Source organism: Streptococcus parasanguinis (assembly GCF_001073155.1).
GTDB classification, from domain to species: Bacteria; Bacillota; Bacilli; order Lactobacillales; family Streptococcaceae; genus Streptococcus; species Streptococcus parasanguinis_D.
In genome coordinates this window covers 67,478-92,068 of the sequence record NZ_JVEE01000046.1, presented here as the reverse complement: position 1 = coordinate 92,068, position 24,591 = coordinate 67,478, and the positions used below count along the sequence as shown (strand labels likewise).

General features: G+C 44.2%; 27 protein-coding genes and 1 pseudogene. 27 read left to right on the top strand and 1 reads right to left on the bottom strand.

The features are described 5' to 3' along the window. From ruvB to ADH92_RS08730, 20 genes and pseudogenes are all read left to right on the top strand, one after another. A partial coding sequence (ruvB, locus tag ADH92_RS08820) for a Holliday junction branch migration DNA helicase RuvB (protein WP_049498141.1) occupies positions 1–653 on the top strand: 653 nt, incomplete at its 5' end. A gap of 6 nt (positions 654–659) precedes the next feature. Beyond that, positions 660–1,226 (top strand): nucleotidyltransferase family protein, encoded by a 567-nt coding sequence (locus ADH92_RS08815; protein WP_049498140.1) that lies wholly within the window; start codon positions 660–662, stop codon positions 1,224–1,226. Positions 1,227–1,399: 173 nt separating this feature from the next. Continuing rightward, positions 1,400–1,825: a low molecular weight protein-tyrosine-phosphatase gene (locus ADH92_RS08810; RefSeq protein WP_049498139.1), complete on the top strand. Its 426-nt coding sequence runs from the start codon at positions 1,400–1,402 to the stop codon at positions 1,823–1,825. A gap of 28 nt (positions 1,826–1,853) precedes the next feature. Beyond that, on the top strand, positions 1,854–2,258 hold the full coding sequence (locus ADH92_RS08805; protein WP_049498138.1) for an MORN repeat-containing protein: 405 nt from the start codon (positions 1,854–1,856) through the stop codon (positions 2,256–2,258). Next, positions 2,248–4,050: an acyltransferase family protein gene (locus ADH92_RS08800; protein ID WP_049498137.1), complete on the top strand. Its 1,803-nt coding sequence runs from the start codon at positions 2,248–2,250 to the stop codon at positions 4,048–4,050. Before ADH92_RS08805 ends, ADH92_RS08800 begins: the two co-directional genes overlap by 11 nt. A 402-nt stretch (positions 4,051–4,452) precedes the next feature. Next, on the top strand, positions 4,453–7,104 hold the full coding sequence (adhE, locus tag ADH92_RS08795) for a bifunctional acetaldehyde-CoA/alcohol dehydrogenase (RefSeq protein WP_021154214.1): 2,652 nt from the start codon (positions 4,453–4,455) through the stop codon (positions 7,102–7,104). A 313-nt stretch (positions 7,105–7,417) separates the two neighbouring features. Then, entirely contained in the window at positions 7,418–7,999 is a 582-nt protein-coding gene (locus tag ADH92_RS08790; protein WP_014712637.1) for a hypothetical protein, read from the top strand. Between the two features lie 13 nt (positions 8,000–8,012). Next, a complete protein-coding gene (locus ADH92_RS08785) occupies positions 8,013–8,318 on the top strand; it encodes a hypothetical protein (protein ID WP_049498136.1) in 306 nt (101 codons plus the stop codon). Then, positions 8,318–8,641, top strand: a complete 324-nt coding sequence (locus ADH92_RS08780; RefSeq protein ID WP_003009394.1) for a hypothetical protein — start codon at positions 8,318–8,320, stop codon at positions 8,639–8,641. Before ADH92_RS08785 ends, ADH92_RS08780 begins: the two co-directional genes overlap by 1 nt. 207 nt (positions 8,642–8,848) lie before the next feature. After that, positions 8,849–8,966 (top strand): annotated as a pseudogene (locus ADH92_RS10685) (alcohol dehydrogenase); the annotation flags it as partial. Positions 8,967–9,045: 79 nt separating this feature from the next. Beyond that, the gene (locus ADH92_RS08775) at positions 9,046–9,948 is read left to right on the top strand and encodes a helix-turn-helix domain-containing protein (RefSeq protein WP_049498135.1); all 903 of its coding nucleotides are present in this window, start codon (positions 9,046–9,048) and stop codon (positions 9,946–9,948) included. Positions 9,949–10,176: 228 nt separating this feature from the next. Then, complete coding sequence (locus tag ADH92_RS08770) at positions 10,177–10,563, top strand: hypothetical protein (protein ID WP_049498134.1); 387 nt, start codon at positions 10,177–10,179, stop codon at positions 10,561–10,563. 170 nt (positions 10,564–10,733) lie between these two features. After that, entirely contained in the window at positions 10,734–11,432 is a 699-nt protein-coding gene (locus ADH92_RS08765; RefSeq protein ID WP_049498133.1) for an N-acetylmannosamine-6-phosphate 2-epimerase, read from the top strand. Positions 11,433–11,571: 139 nt separating this feature from the next. Continuing rightward, positions 11,572–12,888: an extracellular solute-binding protein gene (locus tag ADH92_RS08760; protein WP_013904413.1), complete on the top strand. Its 1,317-nt coding sequence runs from the start codon at positions 11,572–11,574 to the stop codon at positions 12,886–12,888. 182 nt (positions 12,889–13,070) lie between these two features. After that, positions 13,071–13,958 (top strand): carbohydrate ABC transporter permease, encoded by an 888-nt coding sequence (locus tag ADH92_RS08755; protein ID WP_003009412.1) that lies wholly within the window; start codon positions 13,071–13,073, stop codon positions 13,956–13,958. A 15-nt stretch (positions 13,959–13,973) separates the two neighbouring features. Further along, positions 13,974–14,813 carry a carbohydrate ABC transporter permease gene (locus ADH92_RS08750; protein WP_048717106.1) on the top strand — a complete coding sequence of 280 codons (840 nt, stop codon included), beginning with the start codon at positions 13,974–13,976 and terminating at the stop codon, positions 14,811–14,813. A gap of 74 nt (positions 14,814–14,887) precedes the next feature. Continuing rightward, positions 14,888–15,340 (top strand): NanQ anomerase/TabA/YiaL family protein, encoded by a 453-nt coding sequence (locus ADH92_RS08745; RefSeq protein ID WP_003015325.1) that lies wholly within the window; start codon positions 14,888–14,890, stop codon positions 15,338–15,340. 21 nt (positions 15,341–15,361) lie between these two features. After that, positions 15,362–16,009 carry a DUF624 domain-containing protein gene (locus ADH92_RS08740; RefSeq protein ID WP_049498132.1) on the top strand — a complete coding sequence of 216 codons (648 nt, stop codon included), beginning with the start codon at positions 15,362–15,364 and terminating at the stop codon, positions 16,007–16,009. 31 nt (positions 16,010–16,040) lie between these two features. Continuing rightward, the gene (locus ADH92_RS08735; protein WP_037608222.1) at positions 16,041–16,958 is read left to right on the top strand and encodes a dihydrodipicolinate synthase family protein; all 918 of its coding nucleotides are present in this window, start codon (positions 16,041–16,043) and stop codon (positions 16,956–16,958) included. A 15-nt stretch (positions 16,959–16,973) separates the two neighbouring features. Further along, positions 16,974–17,861 carry an ROK family protein gene (locus tag ADH92_RS08730; protein ID WP_049498131.1) on the top strand — a complete coding sequence of 296 codons (888 nt, stop codon included), beginning with the start codon at positions 16,974–16,976 and terminating at the stop codon, positions 17,859–17,861. A gap of 97 nt (positions 17,862–17,958) precedes the next feature. Here the strand turns inward: ADH92_RS08730 and ADH92_RS08725 are convergent, their stop codons facing one another. Next, a complete protein-coding gene (locus ADH92_RS08725; RefSeq protein WP_003009426.1) occupies positions 17,959–18,798 on the bottom strand; it encodes a MurR/RpiR family transcriptional regulator in 840 nt (279 codons plus the stop codon). 293 nt (positions 18,799–19,091) lie between these two features. Between ADH92_RS08725 and ADH92_RS08720 the strand changes: the two genes are divergently transcribed. The 7 genes from ADH92_RS08720 (at position 19,092) to ADH92_RS08690 (ending at position 24,567) form a co-directional block, all read left to right on the top strand. After that, positions 19,092–19,415 (top strand): hypothetical protein, encoded by a 324-nt coding sequence (locus tag ADH92_RS08720; protein ID WP_003015405.1) that lies wholly within the window; start codon positions 19,092–19,094, stop codon positions 19,413–19,415. Further along, positions 19,405–21,366, top strand: coding sequence for a V-type ATP synthase subunit I (locus ADH92_RS08715; protein WP_049498130.1), 1,962 nt, complete (start codon positions 19,405–19,407; stop codon positions 21,364–21,366). The genes ADH92_RS08720 and ADH92_RS08715 overlap by 11 nt, the downstream gene beginning before the upstream one ends. Positions 21,367–21,396: 30 nt before the next feature. Then, on the top strand, positions 21,397–21,876 hold the full coding sequence (locus tag ADH92_RS08710; protein WP_003009435.1) for a V-type ATP synthase subunit K: 480 nt from the start codon (positions 21,397–21,399) through the stop codon (positions 21,874–21,876). 69 nt (positions 21,877–21,945) lie between these two features. Continuing rightward, a complete protein-coding gene (locus ADH92_RS08705; RefSeq protein ID WP_049498129.1) occupies positions 21,946–22,536 on the top strand; it encodes a V-type ATP synthase subunit E family protein in 591 nt (196 codons plus the stop codon). A 9-nt stretch (positions 22,537–22,545) separates the two neighbouring features. Next, positions 22,546–23,565, top strand: a complete 1,020-nt coding sequence (locus ADH92_RS08700) for a V-type ATPase subunit (protein WP_049498128.1) — start codon at positions 22,546–22,548, stop codon at positions 23,563–23,565. Further along, on the top strand, positions 23,546–23,866 hold the full coding sequence (locus ADH92_RS08695) for a V-type ATP synthase subunit F (RefSeq protein ID WP_003009443.1): 321 nt from the start codon (positions 23,546–23,548) through the stop codon (positions 23,864–23,866). The genes ADH92_RS08700 and ADH92_RS08695 overlap by 20 nt, the downstream gene beginning before the upstream one ends. Continuing rightward, a complete protein-coding gene (locus tag ADH92_RS08690) occupies positions 23,863–24,567 on the top strand; it encodes a GNAT family N-acetyltransferase (protein WP_049492255.1) in 705 nt (234 codons plus the stop codon). The genes ADH92_RS08695 and ADH92_RS08690 overlap by 4 nt, the downstream gene beginning before the upstream one ends. Positions 24,568–24,591: the final 24 nt, after the last annotated feature.

Genomic DNA, 24,591 nt, shown 5'->3' with positions numbered 1-24,591 from the left:
CTATGTCAGTCGAAGAAGTGCTTTACAGCGCCATGGAAGATTTTTACATCGACATCATGATTGGCGCTGGGGAGAGCAGCCGGAGTGTCCATTTGGACCTTCCTCCTTTCACCTTGATTGGGGCGACGACCCGAGCTGGTATGCTGTCCAATCCCTTGCGTGCTCGCTTTGGGATTACGGGGCACATGGAATACTATGAGCAAGATGATTTGACAGAGATTGTCGAGCGGACCGCCGAGATCTTTGAGATGGAAATTACCCACGAGGCTGCCGAAGAGCTTTCTCTTCGTAGTCGGGGGACCCCTCGGATTGCCAACCGTTTGCTCAAACGGGTGCGCGATTTTGCTCAGATCATGGGCGATGGCTTGATTGACGATACCATCACGGACAAGGCTCTCTCTATGCTAGATGTGGACCATGAAGGGCTGGACTATGTCGATCAAAAGATCCTGCGCACCATGATTGAGATGTACGGCGGTGGCCCGGTCGGGCTTGGGACTCTATCGGTCAATATTGCTGAAGAGCGAGAGACCGTTGAGGACATGTATGAGCCTTACTTGATTCAAAAAGGCTTTATCATGCGGACCCGGACAGGGCGCGTGGCGACCCGCAAAGCTTATGAACACCTGGGCTATCCCTATAATGGAGACTAGAAGAAGATGCTGACGGAAGAAACAATAGTAGAACAGATCCAAGCGGATCCGGAGATGATGACTGTCTTGGCCGTTATTCGAGATCTAGACTTGGCAGATGCCTGGTTAGCAGCGGGCGCGGTGCGCAATTTCGTCTGGAACCAGCTTTCTGGCAGACCAGGGTTTGATGCGACGACAGATCTGGATCTGGTCTTTTATGACCCTACGATCAGTTATGAGGAGACTCTGCAGATCGAGCAGGAATTAAAGAAGACCTATCCCCAGTACGCTTGGGAAGTGAAAAATCAAGTCTACATGCACCAGCATAGCCCGGGGACAGCTCCATATCGCAGTGCCTGTGATGCGGTTTCCAAATACCCCGAGCAGTGTACGGCACTTGCAGTTCGCCTAAGGAAAGATGGTCAGCTAGAGCTCTTTCTCCCTTATGGGACAAAGGATATCGAAGACTTCATCGTTCAGCCGACTCCACATTTTTTAGCCAGCCCAGAGCGTTTAGCGGTTTATACAGAGCGGATGAAAAAGAAGGATTGGCAGAGTAAATGGCCTCCATTAGAGGTTCGTTTTCCAAAATAGAAAAACAGATCAGATTTGAAAAAGGAATCTGATTTTTCTTTAAAATGATGGAGCCACTTTGTCATCTTTCTGTCACATTTTTGTTATAATAGTAATAGTATGCTGGTTTTCCATAGTGGAAAGCCAAGAGCTCAGCTAGGTTGGGCAGTCCGAACAAGGAGTTAGGTGGAATCATGAAAAAAATCGTCTTTGTCTGCTTAGGAAATATTTGTCGGAGCCCCATGGCGGAGTTTGTCATGAAGGACTTGACGGATCAGTATGAGATTGAAAGTCGGGCCACCTCTAGCTGGGAACACGGCAATCCCATCCATCGGGGAACCCAGAAAATCTTTCAACAACACCAGGTCCCGTATAATCCGGCTAAGACTTCCTTACAGATCAAGGAAGAGGATTTTTACAACTTTGATTTGATCCTAGGGATGGACGAAAACAATGTAGCAGATCTGAAGCGAATGGCTCCTGCAGGAACAGAATACAAGATTCATCTTTTTGCTGCTGAAAGTGTGCCAGATCCGTGGTATACCGGTGATTTTGAGGAGACCTATTCCAGAGTCCTGAGTGGCTGTAAGGCTTGGTTAGATCAGTTAGCAACTTCTTAAGAGTTTGATATGTGAGAGAATACAGAATATGAAAGAATTTTATGAGACTTATAAGGTCTATCTGACGCGAAAAAATTTAGAAATAGCAGCATTAGTCGTGATTATTCTATCTGCTTTGCTGGTTTTCCTTTCAGCCATTCCAGGTCAGGGCGTCTTGACCTTGGACAAGGGGGCGATCCGTTACGACGGAAGTTTGGTCCGTGGCAAGATGAATGGCAAGGGAACCGTCACCTTTAAAAATGGGGATACCTATACAGGTAACCTCGTCAACGGCACTTTTAGTGGTTATGGAAAGTTCAAGTCTAAGGATGGATGGACCTATGAAGGGCAGTTTGTCAACGGCCAGCCGGAGGGCAAAGGCACCTTAACCACAGAAGCCAACGTCGTATACAAAGGAACATTCAAGCAGGGGATTTATCAAAATGCGCATTAAATGGTTTTCACTAGTCCGTGTTACAGGACTCTTATTGGTATTGCTTTACCATTTCTTCCAAAAAGCCTTTCCTGGAGGCTTCATTGGGGTAGATATTTTCTTCACCTTCTCAGGATTTTTGATTACAGCGCTCTTGATCGATGAATTTGCGCGCAAGCAAGGAATCGACTACCTGGCATTCTTGAAACGGCGCTTTTACCGGATCGTACCACCCCTTGTCTTTATGGTCTTGGTCGTGATGCCCTTTACCTTTATGGTCCAACGGGACTATGTGGCTGGTATTGGGACTCAGATTGCGGCGGTCTTCGGTTTTGTGACCAATTTCTTTGAGATGGCAACGGGTGGTAGTTACGAAAGTAACTTCATTCCACATCTCTTCCTTCATACCTGGAGTTTGGCCCTAGAAGTGCATTACTATGTGCTCTGGGCACTTTTGGCATGGTTCTTGGCTAAGCGGGCTAAGACGGTTGGGAAATACCGAGGTATGCTCTTCCTGGCATCCAGCGGGCTCTTTCTCTTCCCCTTCTTGTCCATGTTCATCCGTGCCTTTCTGACAGCCAATTTCTCTACCATCTATTTTTCTAGCTTCACTCACATCTTCCCCTTCTTTGCAGGATCATGCCTAGCAACGGTGACAGGGATTGCCAATGTCAGCCCGAACTTTACAAAGCTGGTGCAGTCTTGGAGCATGAAAAAGACCTTATCGGTCTTGGGTGGAAGCTTTGCCTTCTTGTTTGTGCTCAGTCTTTTCTTGCCATTTGATAGCTTGTGGACCTATCTGTTTGGCTTTTTAGCAGCGACAATCGCAGCTTGTGCCATGATTCTGTCGGCCCGCATTCTCCATGAGAAGACGCCAGATAAAAAAGAACCAGCCATCCTCAATTTCTTGGCAGATACCAGTTATGGTGTCTATCTTTTCCACTGGCCTTTCTTTATCATCTTCTCTCAACATTTGGGAAATATGATGGCAGCCCTTGTGACGACGATCGTTTCCTTGATTCTAACGGCTCTGTCCTTCTATATTTTGGAGCCAACCATTGCAGGCAAGGAACCTCGGGTCTTTGGTATGAAGATGGATCTCAGTTTTTTGACCAAGCCGATCTTTTACCTCATGATTCCACTGGCTCTCTTGATGGTCGGAATCTCCGCCTTTGCACCAACCGTCGGAGCTTTTGATGAGAGTTTGGTGGTGAGTGGGCTCAATCAAGCAGACAGCAAAATGCAGGTTACACGGACGCAGGTGGACAATGCAACTGCAACAGACTATAACGTCTCAAATGGTGTGACCATGATTGGTGATTCGGTTAACTTGCGAGCGCAGGACTACCTAACCAAAGCGATCCCGGGCATCCAGATCGATGCAGTGGTGAGCCGTCAGTTGGAAAATGGAATGAAGGTCTTTGAGACCGATATCTCCAATAAAGTTCTCCTAAAAAATGTAGTCATTGCTCTAGGAACTAATACCGTGAGCAACTACAAAGAGTTGCTGGATCAGTACGTTGAAAAACTTCCAAAAGGCCGTCGCTTGATCCTTGTGACACCATATGATGGTCGATATGCCAACGATCAGTCCAGTGAATCGGTTCAAACCCGACTTTATGAGTTGGAACTAGCTAAGAAATACGACTATATCACCATTGCGGACTGGTACCAAGTAGCAATTGAAAATCCAAATATTTGGGTGGGAACAGACTCTGTTCACTTCAATATGGAAACCAATGGTGGAGAACTCTATGCTCAAACAGTCAAAGAAGCTCTTGACAAGGCTGAAAAAGGTCCAGTTAAGAAGTAAAAATGCTTCTCTGAAACTGAAACAAAACAAATCCTAACAAAATAAAACAAAAAGCAACTTTTTACTTGTAAAAAGCTGCTTTTTTTAGTAAGATTAAGAAAACGCTTACAAAAATCAATTGAAAATATCACTTTGTGAAGAAAAAATTTTTTTAATTATTTTTTCACAATTTTGCTAGATAATTGCTTTCACAGCAATAGGATTGATAAAATTTTCACAAACTTCAAAAAAATCTTTGTGAAAGTTGCTTGGAAGTGTTTACAAAAATCTCAAAATAGAGTACAATTATATTGTGAAATAATTAACAAATCGAAATTTCTTACACTATTCTTGAAAATTTCCGAAAACATGAAAAAGTTCTAGAAAAGGATAAGGGTTTCAAACATTGGAGGAAAGCATCAAATGGCTGATAAAAAAACTCTCTCACCTGAAGAAAAGAAACTCGCTGCTGAAAAGCATGTAGACGAGTTGGTGCAAAAAGCGCTTGTGGCGCTTGAAGAGATGCGCAAATTGAACCAGGAGCAAGTGGACTACATTGTAGCGAAAGCATCTGTGGCTGCTCTTGACGCACACGGTGAGCTCGCTCTTCATGCTTATGAAGAAACTGGTCGTGGTGTCTTTGAAGACAAGGCGACTAAGAACTTGTTCGCTTGTGAACACGTAGTAAATAACATGCGTCACACCAAAACAGTTGGTGTCATTTCAGAAGATGACGTCACTGGTTTAACTTTGATTGCTGAGCCAGTCGGAGTTGTCTGCGGGATCACACCTACAACCAACCCAACTTCAACAGCAATCTTTAAAGCCTTGATTTCATTGAAAACACGGAACCCTATCGTCTTTGCCTTCCACCCATCTGCTCAAGAATCATCTGCTCATGCGGCACAAATCGTACGCGATGCGGCAATTGCAGCTGGAGCACCTGAGAACTGTGTGCAATGGATTACCCAACCTTCTATGGAAGCAACTAGTGCCCTTATGAACCATGAAGGAGTTGCGACCATCCTTGCGACCGGTGGTAACGCGATGGTAAAAGCCGCTTATTCTTGTGGAAAACCAGCTCTTGGGGTAGGTGCCGGAAACGTTCCTGCTTACGTTGAAAAATCAGCCAATATCCGCCAAGCAGCACACGATATCGTCATGTCTAAATCATTTGACAATGGTATGGTCTGTGCGTCTGAACAAGCGGTTATCATCGATAAAGAAATCTACGATGAGTTTGTTGAAGAATTCAAATCTTACCACACTTACTTCGTTAACAAAAAAGAAAAAGCCCTTCTTGAAGAGTTCTGCTTTGGTGTAAAAGCCAACAGCAAAAACTGTGCGGGTGCGAAATTGAATGCGGACATCGTTGGGAAACCAGCAGCATGGATCGCTGAACAAGCTGGCTTCTCTGTACCAGAAGGAACCAATATCCTTGCGGCAGAATGTAAAGAAGTTGGCGAAAAAGAACCGTTGACTCGTGAAAAATTGTCACCAGTCATCGCTGTCTTGAAATCTGAAAGCCGTGAAGACGGAATTAACAAAGCTCGCCAAATGGTTGAATTCAACGGTCTTGGTCACTCAGCAGCCATCCATACTGCTGATGAAGAATTGACCAAAGAATTTGGTAAAGCAGTTAAAGCTATTCGTGTGATCTGCAACTCTCCTTCGACTTTCGGTGGTATCGGGGATGTTTACAATGCCTTCTTGCCATCATTAACACTTGGATGTGGTTCTTACGGACGCAACTCTGTTGGGGACAACGTTAGTGCCATCAACCTCTTGAATATCAAAAAAGTCGGACGCCGGAGAAATAACATGCAATGGATGAAACTTCCTTCAAAAACATACTTTGAACGTGATTCAATTGAATACCTACAAAAATGTCGTGACGTTGAACGTGTCATGATCGTTACAGACCACGCTATGGTAGAGCTTGGTTTCCTTGATCGTATCATCGAACAGCTTGACCTTCGTCGCAACAAGGTGGTTTACCAAATCTTTGCAGACGTAGAACCAGATCCAGATATCACAACTGTTGAACGTGGTACAGAGATCATGCGTGCCTTCAAACCAGATACGATCATTGCTCTCGGTGGTGGATCACCAATGGATGCGGCCAAAGTAATGTGGCTCTTCTACGAACAACCAGAAGTGGACTTCCGTGACTTGGTACAAAAATTCATGGATATCCGTAAACGTGCCTTCAAGTTCCCATTGCTTGGTAAGAAGACTAAATTTATTGCGATCCCAACAACATCTGGTACAGGATCTGAAGTAACTCCATTTGCCGTTATCTCTGATAAAGCCAACAATCGTAAATACCCAATCGCAGACTACTCATTGACTCCAACAGTTGCCATCGTAGACCCTGCCTTGGTATTGACAGTTCCAGGATCTGTTGCAGCAGACACTGGTATGGACGTCTTGACGCACGCGACAGAAGCTTACGTATCACAAATGGCTAGCGATTTCACAGATGGTCTTGCTCTTCAAGCTATTAAACTTGTCTTTGAAAACTTGGAAAGCTCAGTCAAGAATGCGGACTTCCATTCACGCGAAAAGATGCACAATGCGTCAACCATCGCAGGTATGGCCTTCGCCAATGCCTTCCTCGGTATTTCTCACTCAATGGCCCACAAGATCGGTGCGCAATTCCACACCATCCACGGACGGACCAATGCCATCTTGCTTCCATACGTTATCCGCTACAACGGTACACGCCCAGCCAAGACAGCTACATGGCCTAAGTACAACTACTACCGTGCAGATGAAAAATACCAAGATATCGCTCGTATGCTAGGACTTCCATGCTCTACTCCAGAAGAAGCCGTTGAAGCTTACGCAAAAGCTGTATACGAACTCGGTGAACGCTGTGGTATCGAAATGAACTTCAAAGCACAAGGCATCGATGAAAAAGAATGGAAGAAACATTCTCGTGAATTGGCCTTCCTTGCTTATGAAGATCAATGTTCACCAGCTAACCCACGTCTTCCAATGGTAGACCATATGCAAGAAATCATCGAAGATGCTTACTATGGTTACAAGGAACGTCCAGGACGTCGTAAATAAGACACTAGAGAACAACTGATGTTTATCAGCTACCCCCTACTCTTTCGAGTGGGGGGATTTTTGATGGTATTTTCAAATTTTATGCTGACTATGGAAATTGTAAAATCGACTTTATCTTGGCGATTTAGAGTTGGAATTCTCTTTCTTTCATAGAAAATTAGACTTTTTTCAAAAATCTGTGCTATTTTTATAGCATTGCGAGCTAATTTATGTTACCCTATAATGTGTGAATCTGCTTGTAGTTGAAGGGTTATGATAGCTTTTCAGTTATAGGAAACAAATAATAAGGAACTTAGAAAGGAGGCCATCTCATATGGAGTTAGAAGGTGAAGTGCAAGGAAGACAAGATCAGGCACAGAAAATTATTGACATGCCCCAACGAGATCAGGGAACTTCCACTTCAGAAAATCAGCCATCATCTGCTTCGGTGGTCTCCATGTATGGGCAGGAAAGGCCTGGTCAAAGTAGTGGGCATTCGTCTAGTATTTCTAGTCTCCATCAGCAACTGGCAGGAGCATCTGGGACCCAGACTATTCAATTGCGGGAGGAATTGGTGCTGGCAGTAGCACAGAATGCTTCAGCGCAAGCCACTGTCTTTGAGGCAGAGGTCAAGGATAAACTGGAAGAGGCCAAGGAGATGGTTTCCCATAAAGTCGCTGAGGTGTCTCAAATGGCCCACAGTATGGCTCAATTTTTAACAGACGCAGAAGTGGAGCAACTATTAGGGGAGTTCTCCATGGATACTTGTTGGGACCAAGCAGTAGAGGCGGAGAACCTCGCCCAAGCAAAGGCCTACTCTACTCGCTTGTCAGATTTGGCGGGTCAGTTGGAGGCTGCATCAGCTCAATTGGTGGACTTGGACAAGGGACAAGCGACGGCCTTTGATTTTTCATAAGTAGGAGAAAAAAATGTTAGAGATCCTGGGAGAGGACAGAGAACGAATTGAGGAGCTCCATCGAGAGATTAAAAAGGAGCAAGAGCGGATTGCGATCCGAAGTTTGATTGCAACGCAAAAAGCCTTGATGATGTTGGAAGGGATGAGTTTGCAGGTAACCTTGGGCGGTCAATCCGAAAAGATGCGCTCTTTTGCTACAACGACCCTGGTTAGTGATTTGAAAGATGGATTTACAGGAGGAGCAGCGGACGCGGTAGAAATAGCACTGAAATCAGTGAAGAAGCCGATTTTATTGAGTCCGATTAAGGGAGGTATGTGATGTACCATTCAGGAAATAGTGAATTAGAACAACTAGAAGATCGACATTACCGCTTCAACCAGAAACTGAGCGAGTTGGAGTGGGATTATGCGGATATGCGTATGGATGTCCGCCAACATACAGAAAATTTAGTGGACTGGCTAAGTGCTCTGCATTTTCAAGCGCCAAGTGCGGAGGCCCAAAGTGGCTTGGAGCGTTTATTTGCCTTGCAAGAAGAGTTTGAGGCAGAACTCAAGCGCTATGAAGAGCGCTTAGAAGAAGAGCGTGAGCGCGAACAGCAAGAGTACTACAAGCAACGTCAACAATTAGAACAAGGTGATTGAAACATTCCTCTGGTAGAGATAAGAGGAATGTTTTTGTTTGCTCAAAAAACTTTTTAAAATATGCTTCGAACCATTGTAAACGCTTACTCTATATGTTATAATATCACAAAGAAATATACAGAACATGGTTTTATCAAACCAACAAAAAGGAGTCGCTTATGAAAGCTGCAACCTATGTATCTGCAGGCAATCTGCAACTGCTGGATCAAGCTCATCACCCACTACTTCAAACTCTCAGAAGTTAAAAAAAGCCTATGATGTCTTTAAACATGTAGGTGAAAGCCATGCACTCAAGGTCATTATCGAAAATGATATCAGTGAATGAAGTGGCAACTAATGTTTGTTCATAGTTTTTTTAGTAGGGCTGGGAGGTAACTTCTAGCCCTTTTTCAGAGGATTAAGAGATGAGAGATATAAAAAGTGAAATTGGGAAAAAACTAAGACGATTAAGAGAAGAAAAGGGGATGACGAGAGAAGTACTTTGTAATGATGAAAGTGAATTAACAGTTCGTCAGTTAGTACGTATTGAAAAGGGAGAGTCTTTGCCTAGCTTAAAAAAATTAGAATATATTGCGAATATGTTGGGTATTCCAGTGTCGAATATTGTAGATCATGAAAAAGCGGTATTGCCTCGTAGATATCTAGAATTGAAATTTCTAGTTACTCATTTTATGACATATGGGGATGAAGAACGGATAAGACTAAAGGAATCTTATTTTGATGAGATTTACGAATCGTATTTTGAAGATTTACCAGAAGAGGAACAAGTTGCTATTGAAGCTGTAGATGCAGCGTTAAATGTTTTTTCAACTGAGAAAGCTGAATATGGAGAAAATTTGATTGAGGAATATTTTGGGCAATTGATGACTAAAAAAGAATTTTCTCAAAATGATCTATTAATCATCAAATTATTTTTGTTCAAATGTCTCGCGAGAGCCAAGGATAAAAGAGATGCTATGGTTTTAGTTGATAAAATGATTGCTACCAAAGATTCATCTGATAAAACGAGCCTATATTTAATAACCAGAAATTTAATAGCGATGACTTCTATTTTATATCAAGATGAAGATTATGAGCAGTTGGGTCCATATATAGATGAATTGGATAAATTGGTACAAGAAACTCAATATTTTCAACAAAAGCCGGGTATAGATATGATGAAAGGAACCTATGCATTCTACGTGGAAAAAGACATAGAAAAGGCAAAAGTATTTTATCACCAAGCAATGGTTTGCGCTCATTCATTTGGCGAATTTGATCTTGAAAATAAAATAAAAAAAGAAATGGAAAAACATTTTAAAAAATGAGGACGTGACATTTATGTCATGTCCATTTTATTTTTAAAGTGATACCATTGTTATTGAAGGTGAAGTGGGAATAATAATTAGGTAGGGAAGATAATTATAACTATTACAGGAGGATGAAATTATCATGTATAAATTATAATTTTCACTTCATATTTCTTGTAAATAGCCTATTATAGTCTTATAATATAAGTGCAGAAAACGATTACATAAAGAGAAAGGTGTGATCTTATGAAACGGTTTTGTTATCATCGTGAATTCTGGATGGACTTCCATTTCTGGATCTTGGTCTTGCTTTTAGCGGCTGTAGCTTTGACGATGCGGTCTCCGCTTTCGGTAGTTAGCCTGGCTTATCTTGCTTTTGTTGGGATTTTGATCCTTCTTCAGGTCTTTCAACCAGCTGTATCGACACGTCAGTATCCAGAAGGTAGCTACCACTTCAATTGGACCTTTTATCGGGATACCCGACTGTATATCAATCTCTTTTTATTAGCAGGTCTCTTGGCGGGCCCAATGGCTTCATCGGATATGGTCTATTGGATCTTGCTTGGAGCCGTCGTCGGTTCTATCGGCTTTGTATTTGTCGTAAAGGAAAAAGCGACTCAAAAGATGGCCTAGGGAATCACCATGTGTTAGATCTCTGAAACTAGTTTCAGAGATCTTTTTATTTTGCCCTAAAATGTGAAACTATAATCCGATTGCACGATTAATATTGTAAGCGCTTTAAAAATAGATTATAATCAATTTACAAGTACTCGAGTTGCCTTATTATCAAAGGAGAAGGAGTTATGTCAAAGATTACAAAAGATGAACTGATTGAACAAATCAAAGATGGCATCATTGTTTCTTGTCAAGCTCTCCCTCATGAACCGCTCTATACAGAAGCAGGAGGAGTCATTCCTCTCTTGGTCAAAGCGGCTGAGCAGGGTGGAGCTGTCGGAATCCGAGCCAATAGTGTCCGGGATATCAAGGAAATCAAGGAAGTGACCAAGTTGCCGATCATTGGGATTATCAAGCGTGACTACCCACCGGAAGAACCCTTTATCACGGCTACCATGAAAGAAGTCGATGAGCTGGCAGCTTTGGAAATCGCGGTTATTGCGCTTGATTGTACCAAGCGGTCGCGTCATGATGGGCTTTCGATTAGTGACTTTATCCATCAAGTCAAAGAGAAATATCCAGACCAACTCTTGATGGCTGATATTTCGACTCTGGAAGAAGGATTGACAGCTGTCGAAGCGGGAGTGGACTTTGTCGGAACGACCCTTTCGGGCTATACGGACTACAGTCCAAAGGTTGATGGTCCAGATTTTAAACTGATCCATAGTCTCTGCCAAGCAGGAGTAGATGTCATCGCAGAAGGCAAGATCCACTACCCTGATCAGGCCAAGAAAATCCATGATCTCGGGGTTCGTGGTATCGTCGTAGGTGGCGCCATTACCCGACCAAAAGAGATTACAGAGCGCTTTGTCGCAGCCTTAAAATGAGAAAACAAAATAGTAGATTGAAGGAGGAGGAGACCGAATAGAGAGTAGTCGAATCTGAAACATGAACAAGAATAGGCGTCCTCATTGAGGATAACCCCCTGTAAGAGTAATCTTACCGTAAATTGTGAGGAGAAATCACATGAAAATGAAAAAAGTATTGTGCTCGTTGGTAGCTGGTGCAGCTCTTCTAGCACTCGCAGCTTGTGGCTCTGGCGGAGGATCAAAATCAGAATCTTCTGGTGGAAATTCTGGTAAAACAGAAATCACTTGGTGGGCCTTCCCAGTCTTTACTCAAGAAAAAGCAGAAGATGGTGTCGGAACCTACGAAAAATCAATTATTGCAGCTTTTGAAAAAGCAAATCCAGATATCCACGTGAATTTGGAAACGATTGACTTCAAGTCAGGTCCTGAAAAGATCACAACGGCTATTGAAGCAGGAACTGCTCCAGATGTGCTCTTTGATGCACCTGGACGGATCATTCAGTATGGTAAAAATGGAAAATTGGCTGATTTGAACGATCTCTTTACAGAAGATTTTGTCAAAGATGTCAATAATGAAAATATCATTCAAGCCAGCAAGGCAGGCGACACAGCTTACATGTATCCAATTAGTTCAGCACCATTCTACATGGCGATGAATAAGAAGATGCTCAAAGATGCAGGCGTGTTGGATCTTGTCAAAGAAGGCTGGACGACAGACGACTTTGAAAAAGTATTGAAAGCTTTGAAAGACAAAGGTTACACACCAGGATCACTCTTCAGTAATGGTCAAGGTGGAGACCAAGGAACTCGTGCCTTCATTGCCAACCTTTATGGCGGTTCTGTTACTGATGAAAAAGTAACCAAGTATACAACCGATGATGCGAAATTTGTCAAAGGTTTGGAAAAAGCTTCTAAATGGATCAATGATGGCTTGATGATGAATGGTTCTCAATTCGATGGAGGAGCAGACATCCAAAACTTTGCGAATGGTCAAACTTCTTACACCATCTTGTGGGCGCCTTCACAAAACGGTATCCAAGCTAAATTGTTGGATGCAAGTAAGGTCGAAGTAGTAGAAGTGCCATTCCCATCTGACTCAGGCAAGCCAAAATTGGAATACCTTGTCAATGGATTTGCAGTCTTCAATAATAAAGATGAAAAGAAAATTGCTGCTGCTAAGAAATTTGTACAGTTCATCGCAGACGACAAAGAATGGGGTCCAAAAGATGTTGTGCGTACAGGAGCCTTCCCAGTTCGTAGTTCATTTGGTAAGTTGTACGATGACAAACGGATGGAAACCATCAGCACTTGGACAAAATACTACTCACCATACTACAACACAATCGACGGTTTTGCAGAAATGCGGACCCTATGGTTCCCAATGTTGCAATCTGTTTCAAACGGGGATGAAAAAGCAGAACCAGCTTTGAAGACCTTTACTGAAAAAGCAAACGAAACCATTACGAAAAAATAATCAGTCTATGAAGCAAATCTAAGTCTTTCATAGAAATGAGAATATGCAGGCCCTTTCGAATCCGTAGCTCTCTATTTGGAATGGAACGAAGGGGTCTTCATTCTTTCTGAATCTTCTTTTCTTAAATCGTAAGATATGTTTAGAAAAGAAAATAGAAAAAGAACACTAGGAGGTGCCTTACTGTGAAGGTAAACAAAATCCGAATGAGGGAGACACTCGTTTCCTACGCATTCCTAGCACCCATTTTAATCTTCTTTACGGTCTTTGTCCTAGCACCCATGATCATGGGCTTTGTGACAAGTTTCTTCAACTATTCTATGACATCCTTTAAGTTTGTCGGTTTAGAAAATTATTCCCGCATGTTTGCGGATAAGGTCTTTGTGAAGTCCTTGATCAATACCGTCATCATCGTTATCGGATCGGTTCCGATCGTCGTATTGTTCTCCTTGTTTGTGGCTTCTCAGACCTACCATCAAAATGCGATTGCGCGTTCCTTCTATCGTTTCGTCTTCTTCCTTCCAGTTGTTACAGGGAGTGTAGCGGTAACGGTTGTGTGGAAATGGATCTATGATCCACTATCAGGGATTTTGAACTTTGTATTGAAATCTGGACATGTCATCAACCAAAACATTTCTTGGTTGGGGGACAAACACTGGGCTTTGATGGCCATCATCATTATTTTGTTGACCACTTCAGTTGGTCAACCGATTATCCTCTACATCGCTGCTATGGGAAATATTGATAATTCCCTCGTAGAAGCCGCGCGTGTGGATGGTGCGACAGAATTTCAAGTTTTCTGGAAGATCAAATGGCCAAGCTTGTTGCCAACAACCTTGTACATTGCCATCATTACGACCATTAACTCTTTCCAATGTTTCGCCTTGATCCAATTGTTGACATCCGGTGGTCCTAACTACTCAACGAGTACCCTTATGTACTACCTCTATGAAAAAGCCTTTAAACTCTCTGAATACGGTTATGCCAACACCATGGGTGTCTTCCTTGCGGTGATGATTGCCATTATCAGTTTTGCGCAATTCAAGATCCTCGGAAACGACGTAGAATACTAAAGAAAGGAGCCTCAGATGAAACCCACACAAAAGAAACCCATCACTGCCTTTACAGTGATTTCAACGATCATTTTGCTCCTTTTGACAGTCTTGTTCATTTTCCCATTTTATTGGATTTTGACAGGGGCCTTTAAGTCTCAACCAGATACCATTATGATCCCACCTCAATGGTGGCCAAAGACACCAACCATGGAAAACTTCCAACAGTTGATGGTACAAAACCCAGCCCTACAATGGTTATGGAATAGTGTCTTCATCTCCCTTGCAACCATGCTTTTGGTGTGTATGACCTCTTCCTTGGCAGGTTATGTCTTGGCGAAGAAACGCTTCTATGGGCAACGAATTCTCTTTGCTACCTTTATCGCAGCCATGGCCCTTCCGAAACAAGTTGTCTTGGTTCCATTGGTACGCATTATCAACTTTATGGGAATCCACGATACTCTTGCAGCGGTTATTCTACCATTGGTTGGATGGCCATTCGGGGTCTTCTTGATGAAGCAATTTAGTGAAAACATCCCAACAGAACTCTTAGAATCTGCTAAGATCGATGGTTGTGGAGAGTTGCGGACTTTCTGGAGCGTTGCCTTCCCAATTGTCAAGCCGGGATTTGCAGCCCTTGCCATCTTTACCTTTATCAACACCTGGAACGACTACTTTATGCAATTGGTAATGCTGACCTCTCGTCAAAACTTGACTATTTCACTAGGGGTTGCGACCATGCAGGCTGAAATGGCCACAAACTATGGCTTGATCATGGCTGGGGCAGCCCTAGCTGCAGTGCCAATCGTTACGGTCTTCCTGGTTTTCCAAAAATCCTTCACACAAGGGATTACCATGGGAGCGGTCAAAGGATAAGTCGTCCGCTTGGACAAACGATAGTTGTGTACAGATCGGTTTTCTAGGCTGAGAAGTATCGAAAGGATGAGAATATGATATTTGATGATTTAAAAAACATCACCTTTTACAAAGGAATCCACCCCAATCTGGATCAGGCCATTGACTTTCTCTATGAGCATCGGAAGGATTCTTTTGAATTGGGGAGATACGATATTGATGGGGATAAGGTCTTTCTCGTCGTTCAAGAAAATACCCTCAACAAAGCAGAAAATGATCGCTTTGAACACCACAAAAGATATGCCGATTTGCATTTATTGGTAGAAGGGCATGAGTTTTCGAGTTATGGATCTCGTGTGACAGGTGAGGCTATCGCATTTGATGAAGCATCGGACATCGGTTTTGTCCATTGCCAGGAGTCTTATCCGCTTCATCTAGGCTATCATAATTTTGCGATTTTCTTTCCAGGGGAGCCTCACCAGCCCAATGGCTATGCAGGGCAAGAAGATATCGTGAAAAAATATCTATTTAAAATTGCGATCGATTGATCACGTTAGAAAGGAGTGCCTATGTCATCTAAGGGGGCAGGATTGATCAAAACCGTTTTTAACACGGACAATGTAGTGATGCGTATCAGTGAAAAGATCCTCGACTTGGTAACCGTTAATCTTTTATTTGTGCTAAGTTGTTTACCCGTTCTCACGATTGGAATTGCGAAAATTAGTTTGTATCAGACCTTATTTGCCATTAAGCACCAGCGTCGTGTTCCGGTGATTCGTAGTTATGCGAAGGCTTTTCGGGACAATTGGAAAATAGGCTTGCAACTAGGAAGTTTAGAACTGATTGTTGCAGGTATTTGTCTCTTTGATTTATTCTTATTTTGGGGGCAAACTTCCCTAGCTTTCCAAGCTTTGAAAACCATTTGTTTAGGCCTCTTTCTCTTTCTTGTGTTGATCTTATTGGCTGCTTATCCTATTGCGGCCCGCTACCAATTGGATTGGAAAGAGTGTTTGCAAAAAGCCATGATTGTGACAGGCTTGCATTTTCCTTGGTTCTTTGTCATGGGAAGTGCTCTCTTGCTTCTATGTATGGCTCTTGCAAGCTCGGTTTTAGCTTTCCTATTGGGGATCATGATCTTTTTCTTGTTCGGCTTTTCAAGCTTGGCTTTTGCACAAGTTGGATTAATGGAAAAGATTTTCGCCCAGTACCAAGAATAGAATGAATTCATTAGTGACAAAAGGAGAAAAAATGTCAGATTTAAAAAAATATGAAGGAGTCATCCCCGCTTTTTACGCCTGCTATGATGACCAAGGAGAAATTAGCCCGGAGCGGGTACGTGCGCTGGTAGAATATTTTATCGCGAAAGGTGTGCAGGGCTTGTATGTCAACGGATCCTCTGGCGAATGTATCTACCAGAGCGTGGCCGATCGCAAGCTGATCTTGGAAGAAGTGATGGCAGTAGCTAAAGGGAAATTGACCATCATTGCTCACGTAGCCTGCAACAACACCAAGGATAGCGTGGAATTGGCACGACATGCGGAAGAATTAGGAGTGGATGCCATTGCGGCCATTCCACCGATCTATTTCCGCTTGCCAGAATACAGTGTGGCCCACTACTGGAATGAAATCAGTGCAGCCGCACCCAATACAGACTTTGTCATCTACAATATCCCGCAATTGGCAGGGGTCGCTTTGACACCGAGCCTTTACAAGGAAATGTTGAAAAACCCACGGGTGATTGGGGTCAAGAATTCTTCGATGCCTGTTCAGGACATTCAAACCTTTGCTTCTTTAGGAGGCGACGACCACATCGTCTTTAATGGTCCGGATGAACAATTCTTAGGTGGCCGTCTCATGGGAGCGCATGCTGGGATCGGTGGCACCTATGGTGCGATGCCAGAACTTTTCTTGAAGCTCAATCAGCTGATTGCTGAGAAAGACTTGGAGACTGCGCGTGCCTTGCAGTTTGCTATCAATGACATTATCGGAGTCTTGACGTCTGCTCATGGCAATATGTATGCGGTCATCAAAGCGGTTTTGCGCATCAATGAAGGTTTGGACTTGGGATCTGTTCGCTCCCCTTTGACGCCAGTAGTAGAAGCGGATCAAGAAGTGATCCAACGTGCTGCTCAACTCATTCAGGACACAAAAGCCAGATTCCTTTGATCAAAGGAGGTCTAGATGAATCCATATGTTGTAATTGATATCGGAGGGACCAGTATCAAGTATGGTTTAGCCGATGCAAAAGGGCAACTCCTAGAGACCCATGAAATGCCAACGGAGGCTCAAAAAGGAGGACCTCACATTCTTAACACAACAAAGGAAATCGTAGCCCGTTATTTGAAGAAGCATCCCTTGGCAGGGGTGGCGATTTCTTCGGCCGGAATGGTAGATCCTGATAAGGGAGAAATCTTTTATGCTGGCCCACAAATTCCCAACTATGCAGGCACCCAATTCAAAAAGGAAATCGAAGAGACCTTTCAGATCCCTTGCGAGATCGAAAATGATGTCAACTGTGCCGGTCTCGCAGAGGTCACTACAGGCCATGCAAAAGGATCGAACAATGCTGTTTGCCTGACGATTGGGACAGGGATCGGTGGTTGCCTCTTGCTCGATGGTCAAGTCTTTCATGGCTTTAGCAATTCAGCCTGTGAGGTTGGCTATCTTCATTTGCCAGACGGTGCCTTTCAGGATCTAGCTTCAACGACGGCTTTAGTCGAGTATGTGGCAGAACATCATGGTGATCCTGTGGAACAGTGGAATGGTCGCCGGATCTTCAAGCAGGCAACAGAAGGAGATAAGATCTGTATGGCTGGAATTGATCGAATGGTGACCTACCTTGGCAAAGGACTAGCCAATATCGTTTATGTGGTCAATCCAGAGGTCATTGTTCTTGGAGGGGGGATTATGGCTCAGGAAGCCATCCTGAAACCTAAAATCTATCAAGCCCTGTGTGCCGAACTGGTTCCTAGCCTAGCAGATAAGATCCGTTTGGAATTTGCCCACCATCAAAACGCCGCAGGTATGTTGGGGGCCTACTACCACTTTAGACAAAAACATGGAACATAAAACAAGTCGCGCTGGCGACTTGTTTTTGATTCATCAAAAAAAGCATGAAAGATGAAGAAAACCTGATCTTTCATGCTTTTTAAATAGGGAGACCATATTAAGATTTTCGAGAACGTTGATTAGAAAGTTTTTTGTTTTCCCAGTAGCTATTAAAGACAATTTCCTTTTGTTCTCGGCTTTTATTAAGGAAATGAGCATAGATCAAATCGACCACAATGAGGAGTGGTAAAATAGCAGAAATTCGATCGATATAGGTACTACTAGGAAGAGGTGCGGCCGGTAACACTTCTGTGAATCCTTGGTGGATGGCAGCCGGGTTAGCCGTCACAAGAACCGTTTTAGCCCCTTTTTCTTTGGCGTCCAGGAGACTGTCTGTAATGGAGTTGGTGCCTCCTGACAATGAGAAACCGATGACTAAACAAGAGGAATCGAGAATACTGGTCGTCCAAGCAAAGCCATCTTGATCAGTCAGGGCTTCACAAACGACGCCCAGTCGCATAAAGCGCAATTTCATTTCTCGAGCGACTAAACCGGAACTACCGATCCCGAAGAAATAGACTCGGTCTACTTGACCGATTAGTTCAGCGACCCGATCTAATTGGGAATCTTTTACCAGACTTTCAGTGACGTTACTGATATGGTGGTAGCGTTGCAAGACGCTCAGCGTCAGCTCGTCATGCTCTTGCACCTGTTTTTGATTTTTGGTTTCTTCGTTAAAGTGATAGACAAATTCCCGATAGCCGGAAAAGCCACATTTTTGAGAGAAACGCGTTAAAGCCGCCTTTGAAACATGGAGTAACTCTGTTACACGAGAAGAGGACAGGGAGTGCTGTCGTGCTTCGGATGATAAAAAATATTGGGCAATGTCGCGTTCCATATCTGTTAACTCAGCTTCATGGCTGGCGATAATGGCGCGTAAATCTTGATCTTGTTTCACAGCAATCCTCCTTTCTCACGAGATGAAATAACAGGATACTCCTATAATATATTACACATTATAACATGGGTAACCGCTTTATTCAAGTAAAAGAAATCAAGAAATACTGAAACTAGGAACAGGATAGGAGAAAAGAAGAGAACGCTACCAAACTTGAAACTAAGGTCTTATTTGTTGTCCACAATTTTCTGAAAATTCCCGGTTGGGTCTGAACAAACGATATGAATTGTGGTATAATTTAAGATAATTGTACTGTTGTTGGAAGAACAATAGTTGAATAAGGAGGTGTGACGATGTCGAATGCAACACTCGAGATGATGCAAGAGATCGAGCAAGCTGCTCAGGGCGTGATCGTAGGCTATGAAGCTCAAGTTGAACAAATCCGAACGGATTCGCGCGATCGACTTGCAACAGTGGCACAGCATTACGATGAGGAAACCAAGCAATTGGTCACAGAGGCAGAAAAAAACGCCCAGGAAAGACTCGTCCGTTTAACGAAAGATCTGGAAGAAACGGTTGCGCGCAATGATGCCAAGGTACAAGAGGCGATGACCGACAAGCGAGCTGGGTTAGTTGAAGCCATTGTAGAAAAGGTGGTAGCAAGCTATGGCCGTTAGTCAGATGCAAAAACTGTCCCTCATCTTGCCCAAAGATGACTTGGACAGTCTCCTACTAGCGCTACAGTCTGAGGCAAAAATCCAGATTTATGACCTCAGTGAGCATGAAGAATGGCAGGCTGCCTTTGAGGCAAATACCTTGTCTCAACCCTTGACAGAGGACAATCGTCAAGCCTTGGTAGAGCTGCAAAAACGTCAAGAACAAGTTGAAAAAATGATTCAGACTCTGGAGCCCTACATGCCTGAGAAGAAGGCCCTGCAAGCTCTGAAGGAAGAACCCTTAAGCTTGTCTTTTGATGACTTGCAGGCCCACGGGATGATTCGAGATGAGGATCTTCTATTGACCAAGTTGAAACGCCAATTGCGCGTGTTAGACAAGGCTCGCCAGAAGATTGCGGATGCAAAGGGTGAGATAGAGCGCTTAGAAAAATGGCGACCGTTAGAGGTGACGCCAGCTGCCCTCGCTACTTTTCACTATGTGCATGGCTTGATCGGGACCATCCCAAATAGCGATACAGACGCTGTTCGTTCTTCCTTAAAAGCTCATCCAGAGCTGGAGTTAGAAGAAGTCTTTACGTCTGAGACTGAACACGGCTATGTCATCTTGTATCGTTCGGGAGACCGTGTAGCTGTTCAGGAGCTTCTGGAAGACCATGGGTTCAAAGAATTGGACTATGAAGAAGAGCAAGTCCCAGCCGCTTACTTGGATCGCCTAGAAGGGGAAATCAAAGAGCAAGAAGCTGTAGTTGCAGCAACCCTAGCCGAGTTACAAAACTCCCAGAAGGAGCTGGACCAGCTCAAGTACCAGATGGATTACTTGCTGAGTTCGGGAGCTCGGGAGGAAGCCAAGTCGCTTCTTGCCAGCACGCAAAGCTTGGTAGCTCTAGAGGGTTGGATTGAAACCTCCCAAGTGGCCTCATTGCGAGACTTCTTGCAAGAAGGTTTTGGTTCTCGGGTCTTACTAGAGACGCGCGATGTGACGGAAAAAGATTGGGATGACGTTCCGATCCAGTTGCGAAATAATGCCTTGGTAGAGCCCTTTGAATTAGTCACAGAGATGTACGCCCTGCCTAAGTATTACGAGAAAGATCCGACACCGATCGTTTCTCTCTTCTACTTTGTTTTCTTTGGCATGATGGTCGCAGATATCGGTTATGGACTGTTGCTAACGGTAGCGACAGGCTTTGCCCTTAAAGCCTTTAAGCTCAAGCCTAGTACAGCGAAGAACCTTCGTTTCTTCAGTCTCCTTGGAATTTCAGTTGCCCTTTGGGGTGTGGTCTATGGCTCTTTCTTTGGATTTGAGATGCCTTTTGCCCTGATCAGTACGACCAGCAACGCCATGACCATCCTGATCCTCTCAGTGGTCTTTGGTTTTATCACCGTCTTAGTGGGCCTCTTCCTAGGAGGAATGAAAAATGTTCGCCTCAAAGACTACACGGAAGCCTATAATGCTGGCTTTGCTTGGGTCTTGATCCTACTTGGTTTAATGCTTCTAGCAGTAGGCAATATCTTGCCAGGGATGAGCCTTTTAGTTCCGATTGGCAAGTGGCTGGCTATTTTGAATGCCATTGGGATCTTGATTGTTTCCATTGTCAGTGCCAAGAAGCTGTCCGGCTTAGCCTCTGGTCTCTTTAACCTCTACAATGTTAGTGGCTATGTTGGAGACTTAGTCAGCTTCACCCGTTTGATGGCTTTGGGCTTGTCTGGAGCGAGTATCGGTTCGGCCTTCAACCTCATTGTCAATCTCTTTCCACCGCTTGGACGGTTTACGGTAGGGCTTGTGCTCTTTATCGTCCTCCATGCCATTAATATGTTCCTGTCCTTCTTGTCAGGATATGTGCATGGAGCCCGTCTGATCTTTGTGGAGTTCTTCGGTAAGTTCTACGAAGGAGGAGGCAAGCCATTTCGTCCTCTCAAACCTTCTGAACGCTATATTAAAACAAAAAAATAAGTATTATCTTTAATAAATAGGAGTATATTCATGGAATCTTTAGCATCATATTTTTCAGCCCATGGGGGCGCCTTCTTTGCAGCATTTGGTGTGGCGATCGCCGTTGCACTTAGTGGAATGGGATCTGCCCTTGGGGTTGGTAAAACGGGTCAAGCAGCAGCAGCGCTCTTGAAAGAACAACCTGAAAAATTTGCCCAAGCCTTGATTTTGCAATTGTTGCCAGGTACACAAGGTTTGTACGGTTTCGTTATCGGGATCTTGATCTGGTTGCAAATTAAGCCAGATATGCCACTTGAAACAGGGGTTGCTTACTTCTTTACAGCTCTTCCAGTTGCGATCGTTGGTTATTTCTCAGCAAAACACCAAGGAAATGTTGCGACAGCAGGGATGCAAATCTTGGCCAAACGCCCTGAAGACATGATGAAAGGGGTTATCCTTGCGGCCATGGTTGAAACCTACGCCATCTTGGCCTTCGTTGTGTCCTTCCTATTGACCCTACGCGTCGGCTAAGAGCTAGCTTTGATGGATTCGCCTCGCGAGGCGAAAAACACAAGACGCATGCAATAGGAGAAAAACGATATGGATGAACAAACCCAATTAAAGGATTCGATCTTGGCCCAAGCCCATGAAAAAGGGCGTAAACTCTTAGAAGAGGCCAAGGAAACCATCCTAAAAGAAGAGACTGCGCAAGAAGAGCGTTTGATTCAAGATAAACTCAATCAACGCTCCGAGCAGCTCAAGCGGATTCAACGTCAATTGCAACGTGAAACCCAACAAATCGAAAATAAAAAACGCCAATCAACCCTTGTCACCAAGCAACGCGTCTTAAAGGATCTCTTTGCAGATGCTTATGAAGCGATGGTGGCTTGGCCCCTTGAAAAGGAAATGCAGTTTGTAGATGCGGTCTTAGATCGCTATCAGGGACAAGTTGTGACCCTGACCTTCGGTGCGGTGAGTGCTAGCAAATTTGATTCAGCAGCTCTCGAGAGATTGAAGCAGACGCATCAGAATGTGACAGTTGCAGATGCAACAATCCCAGCTCAAGCAGGCTTTGTCTTGTCGGTTGGGAAGATTGATGACAACTATCTCTACCGTGATTTGGTGGATTCCATTTGGGAGCAAGAAAGCTACCAGATGGCAGCCAGCATTTTCACAGATGAAGAGAACTAGGAGGTTGCAATGAGCGAACGGACCTATTCTCAAGTCAATACAGGAATCAGCGTACGTGAGGCTAGTTTTGTCAGTCCCAGTCAATTCGAGCAGTTGCTTGCAAGTCCCTCAAGCGAGAGCCGAGAAGGCTTGCTACAAGGAACACCTTATGCTTTAGACAGCCACGAGATCAAGGATTTATCAGCCCTTGAAGCCCGCCTGATGGCAGCCTTGTTGGCAGAATACCAATGGGCTTTTGAGGTAAGCCCTCAGCCAGACTTGGTTAGCCTGTTTACTTTGAAGTACACCTATCATAATCTCAAGGTTTATCTAAAACACAAGGCGACAGAGCGCAAGTTGGGGCACTTATTGATCCCTATCGGTCCTTATTCTCTCGATGTGCTCGAGCATTTGGTGGCGACCTTTTCTGCGGAGCATTGTCCGGCCTTTATGGCGGAAGAAGTGGCTGCAACCTGGCAAGAATTCCAAGACTATCAGGACTTGCGGGTCCTCGAAATCGGGATGGACTTAGCTTATTTTAAACACCTGAGATACTTAGGGGACAGCCTAGATCATCCGATTCTGAAGCAGTTGGTGGACGTGACCATTGACTTTTACAATGCGATTACAGTTAAGCGGGCCTTGGATCAGCAAAAACCGCATAGCTTTATGCACCAATTGCTCTCAGATGAAGGGAGCCTCAGTGCCCATCAGGTGATCGACCTGCTAGAATCCGGTCAGTGGTTGACCTGGTTTTATCAAGTCAATCCGCTAGAGTACGATCTCGCTTTAGAGACTTATGAAGAAAAGATGCGCACCGGTCAACTAAAGACCGTAGAGTTGGAGTATTTAGAGAGTTTGGTGAAATTCAGTCTTCTAGACGCTGGCCGTTTTGAAGTTGATGGACCACTCCCTCTTGTTCGTTATCTTTACGGAAAAGAGTTAGAGGTGACCAACCTTCGTTTGGTCCTCTCTGGTTTGGACAATGGTTTTCCGCTAGCAGACATCAAAGAAAGGATGAGACCGATTTATGGACAAACAGACCTATAAAATCGCCGTTGTGGGCAATCGGGACGCCATCCTTCCTTTTCGCCTGATTGGCTTTCAAACCTATCCGGTCACAGAGCCACAAGAAGCGATCAATACCCTGCGAAAACTCAGTCGGGAAAACTTCGGGATTATCTACCTGACAGAGGATATTGCTCAGGCCATTCCAGATACAGTGGCGTTTTACGACCAGCAGCTGACACCGGCTCTGATTCTTATCCCGACCCATAGAGGGACTACGGGACTGGGCCAACAGCGGATTCGTGATAATGTCGAAAAAGCAGTAGGACAGGATATTTTATGAGAACAAATGAATTTGGCCAAACGATTGGCGATGCACTGCCGGATTTTACTCCGGGGCGTCTGCCAGCTATTGAGCGGATTGAAGGTCGCTATACCGTGATCGAGCGCCTCTCAAAAGAAAAACATGGAGCAGATCTTTATCAGGTCTACGGGCCGGACTCTCCAGCAGCGATGTGGACCTTTCTATTCAAAGGCCCTGCCCGCAATGAAGAGGAGTGGGACCACCTATTAGATGATCTCATGACAGCCCAAGGTCGCTTTTACTATGCGATTGTAGACAAAGATTCAGGCAAGGCTTTGGGGACTTTCTCTCTCATGCGGATCGATCAAGCCAATCGGGTGATCGAAGTCGGAGCAGTGACCTACTCACCAGCGCTCCAAAAGACACGCATGGCTACAGAAGCCCAGTATCTCTTAGCGCGCTACGTGTTTGAAGATTTAGGATACCGCCGCTATGAGTGGAAATGCGATGCCTTAAACCAAGCATCTCGCAAAGCAGCTGAGCGCTTAGGGTTCACCTATGAAGGCTGTTTCCGTCAGGCTGTTGTTTATAAAGGTCGTACCCGTGATACAGACTGGTTGTCTATCATTGACCAAGAATGGCCAGCTATCAAACAGCGCTTCGAAGCTTGGTTGGATCCAAGCAATTTCGATGCCAATGGCCAACAAAAGCAAGCTCTAAGAGAGATAGCACAAAAGTAAAACAAAGAAACAAAGGATTCCCAG

Excerpts from the sequence above, each read along its gene's own strand:
- ADH92_RS08815 (WP_049498140.1), top strand. The coding sequence starts at position 660 with ATGCTGACGGAAGAAACAATAGTAGAACAGATCCAAGCGGATCCGGAG.
- ADH92_RS08810 (WP_049498139.1), top strand. The coding sequence starts at position 1,400 with ATGAAAAAAATCGTCTTTGTCTGCTTAGGAAATATTTGTCGGAGCCCC.
- ADH92_RS08805 (WP_049498138.1), top strand. The coding sequence starts at position 1,854 with ATGAAAGAATTTTATGAGACTTATAAGGTCTATCTGACGCGAAAAAAT.
- ADH92_RS08800 (WP_049498137.1), top strand. The coding sequence starts at position 2,248 with ATGCGCATTAAATGGTTTTCACTAGTCCGTGTTACAGGACTCTTATTG.
- adhE (WP_021154214.1), top strand. The coding sequence starts at position 4,453 with ATGGCTGATAAAAAAACTCTCTCACCTGAAGAAAAGAAACTCGCTGCT.
- ADH92_RS08790 (WP_014712637.1), top strand. The coding sequence starts at position 7,418 with ATGGAGTTAGAAGGTGAAGTGCAAGGAAGACAAGATCAGGCACAGAAA.
- ADH92_RS08785 (WP_049498136.1), top strand. The coding sequence starts at position 8,013 with ATGTTAGAGATCCTGGGAGAGGACAGAGAACGAATTGAGGAGCTCCAT.
- ADH92_RS08780 (WP_003009394.1), top strand. The coding sequence starts at position 8,318 with ATGTACCATTCAGGAAATAGTGAATTAGAACAACTAGAAGATCGACAT.
- ADH92_RS08775 (WP_049498135.1), top strand. The coding sequence starts at position 9,046 with ATGAGAGATATAAAAAGTGAAATTGGGAAAAAACTAAGACGATTAAGA.
- ADH92_RS08770 (WP_049498134.1), top strand. The coding sequence starts at position 10,177 with ATGAAACGGTTTTGTTATCATCGTGAATTCTGGATGGACTTCCATTTC.
- ADH92_RS08765 (WP_049498133.1), top strand. The coding sequence starts at position 10,734 with ATGTCAAAGATTACAAAAGATGAACTGATTGAACAAATCAAAGATGGC.
- ADH92_RS08760 (WP_013904413.1), top strand. The coding sequence starts at position 11,572 with ATGAAAATGAAAAAAGTATTGTGCTCGTTGGTAGCTGGTGCAGCTCTT.
- ADH92_RS08750 (WP_048717106.1), top strand. The coding sequence starts at position 13,974 with ATGAAACCCACACAAAAGAAACCCATCACTGCCTTTACAGTGATTTCA.
- ADH92_RS08745 (WP_003015325.1), top strand. The coding sequence starts at position 14,888 with ATGATATTTGATGATTTAAAAAACATCACCTTTTACAAAGGAATCCAC.
- ADH92_RS08740 (WP_049498132.1), top strand. The coding sequence starts at position 15,362 with ATGTCATCTAAGGGGGCAGGATTGATCAAAACCGTTTTTAACACGGAC.
- ADH92_RS08735 (WP_037608222.1), top strand. The coding sequence starts at position 16,041 with ATGTCAGATTTAAAAAAATATGAAGGAGTCATCCCCGCTTTTTACGCC.
- ADH92_RS08730 (WP_049498131.1), top strand. The coding sequence starts at position 16,974 with ATGAATCCATATGTTGTAATTGATATCGGAGGGACCAGTATCAAGTAT.
- ADH92_RS08720 (WP_003015405.1), top strand. The coding sequence starts at position 19,092 with ATGTCGAATGCAACACTCGAGATGATGCAAGAGATCGAGCAAGCTGCT.
- ADH92_RS08715 (WP_049498130.1), top strand. The coding sequence starts at position 19,405 with ATGGCCGTTAGTCAGATGCAAAAACTGTCCCTCATCTTGCCCAAAGAT.
- ADH92_RS08710 (WP_003009435.1), top strand. The coding sequence starts at position 21,397 with ATGGAATCTTTAGCATCATATTTTTCAGCCCATGGGGGCGCCTTCTTT.
- ADH92_RS08705 (WP_049498129.1), top strand. The coding sequence starts at position 21,946 with ATGGATGAACAAACCCAATTAAAGGATTCGATCTTGGCCCAAGCCCAT.
- ADH92_RS08700 (WP_049498128.1), top strand. The coding sequence starts at position 22,546 with ATGAGCGAACGGACCTATTCTCAAGTCAATACAGGAATCAGCGTACGT.
- ADH92_RS08695 (WP_003009443.1), top strand. The coding sequence starts at position 23,546 with ATGGACAAACAGACCTATAAAATCGCCGTTGTGGGCAATCGGGACGCC.
- ADH92_RS08690 (WP_049492255.1), top strand. The coding sequence starts at position 23,863 with ATGAGAACAAATGAATTTGGCCAAACGATTGGCGATGCACTGCCGGAT.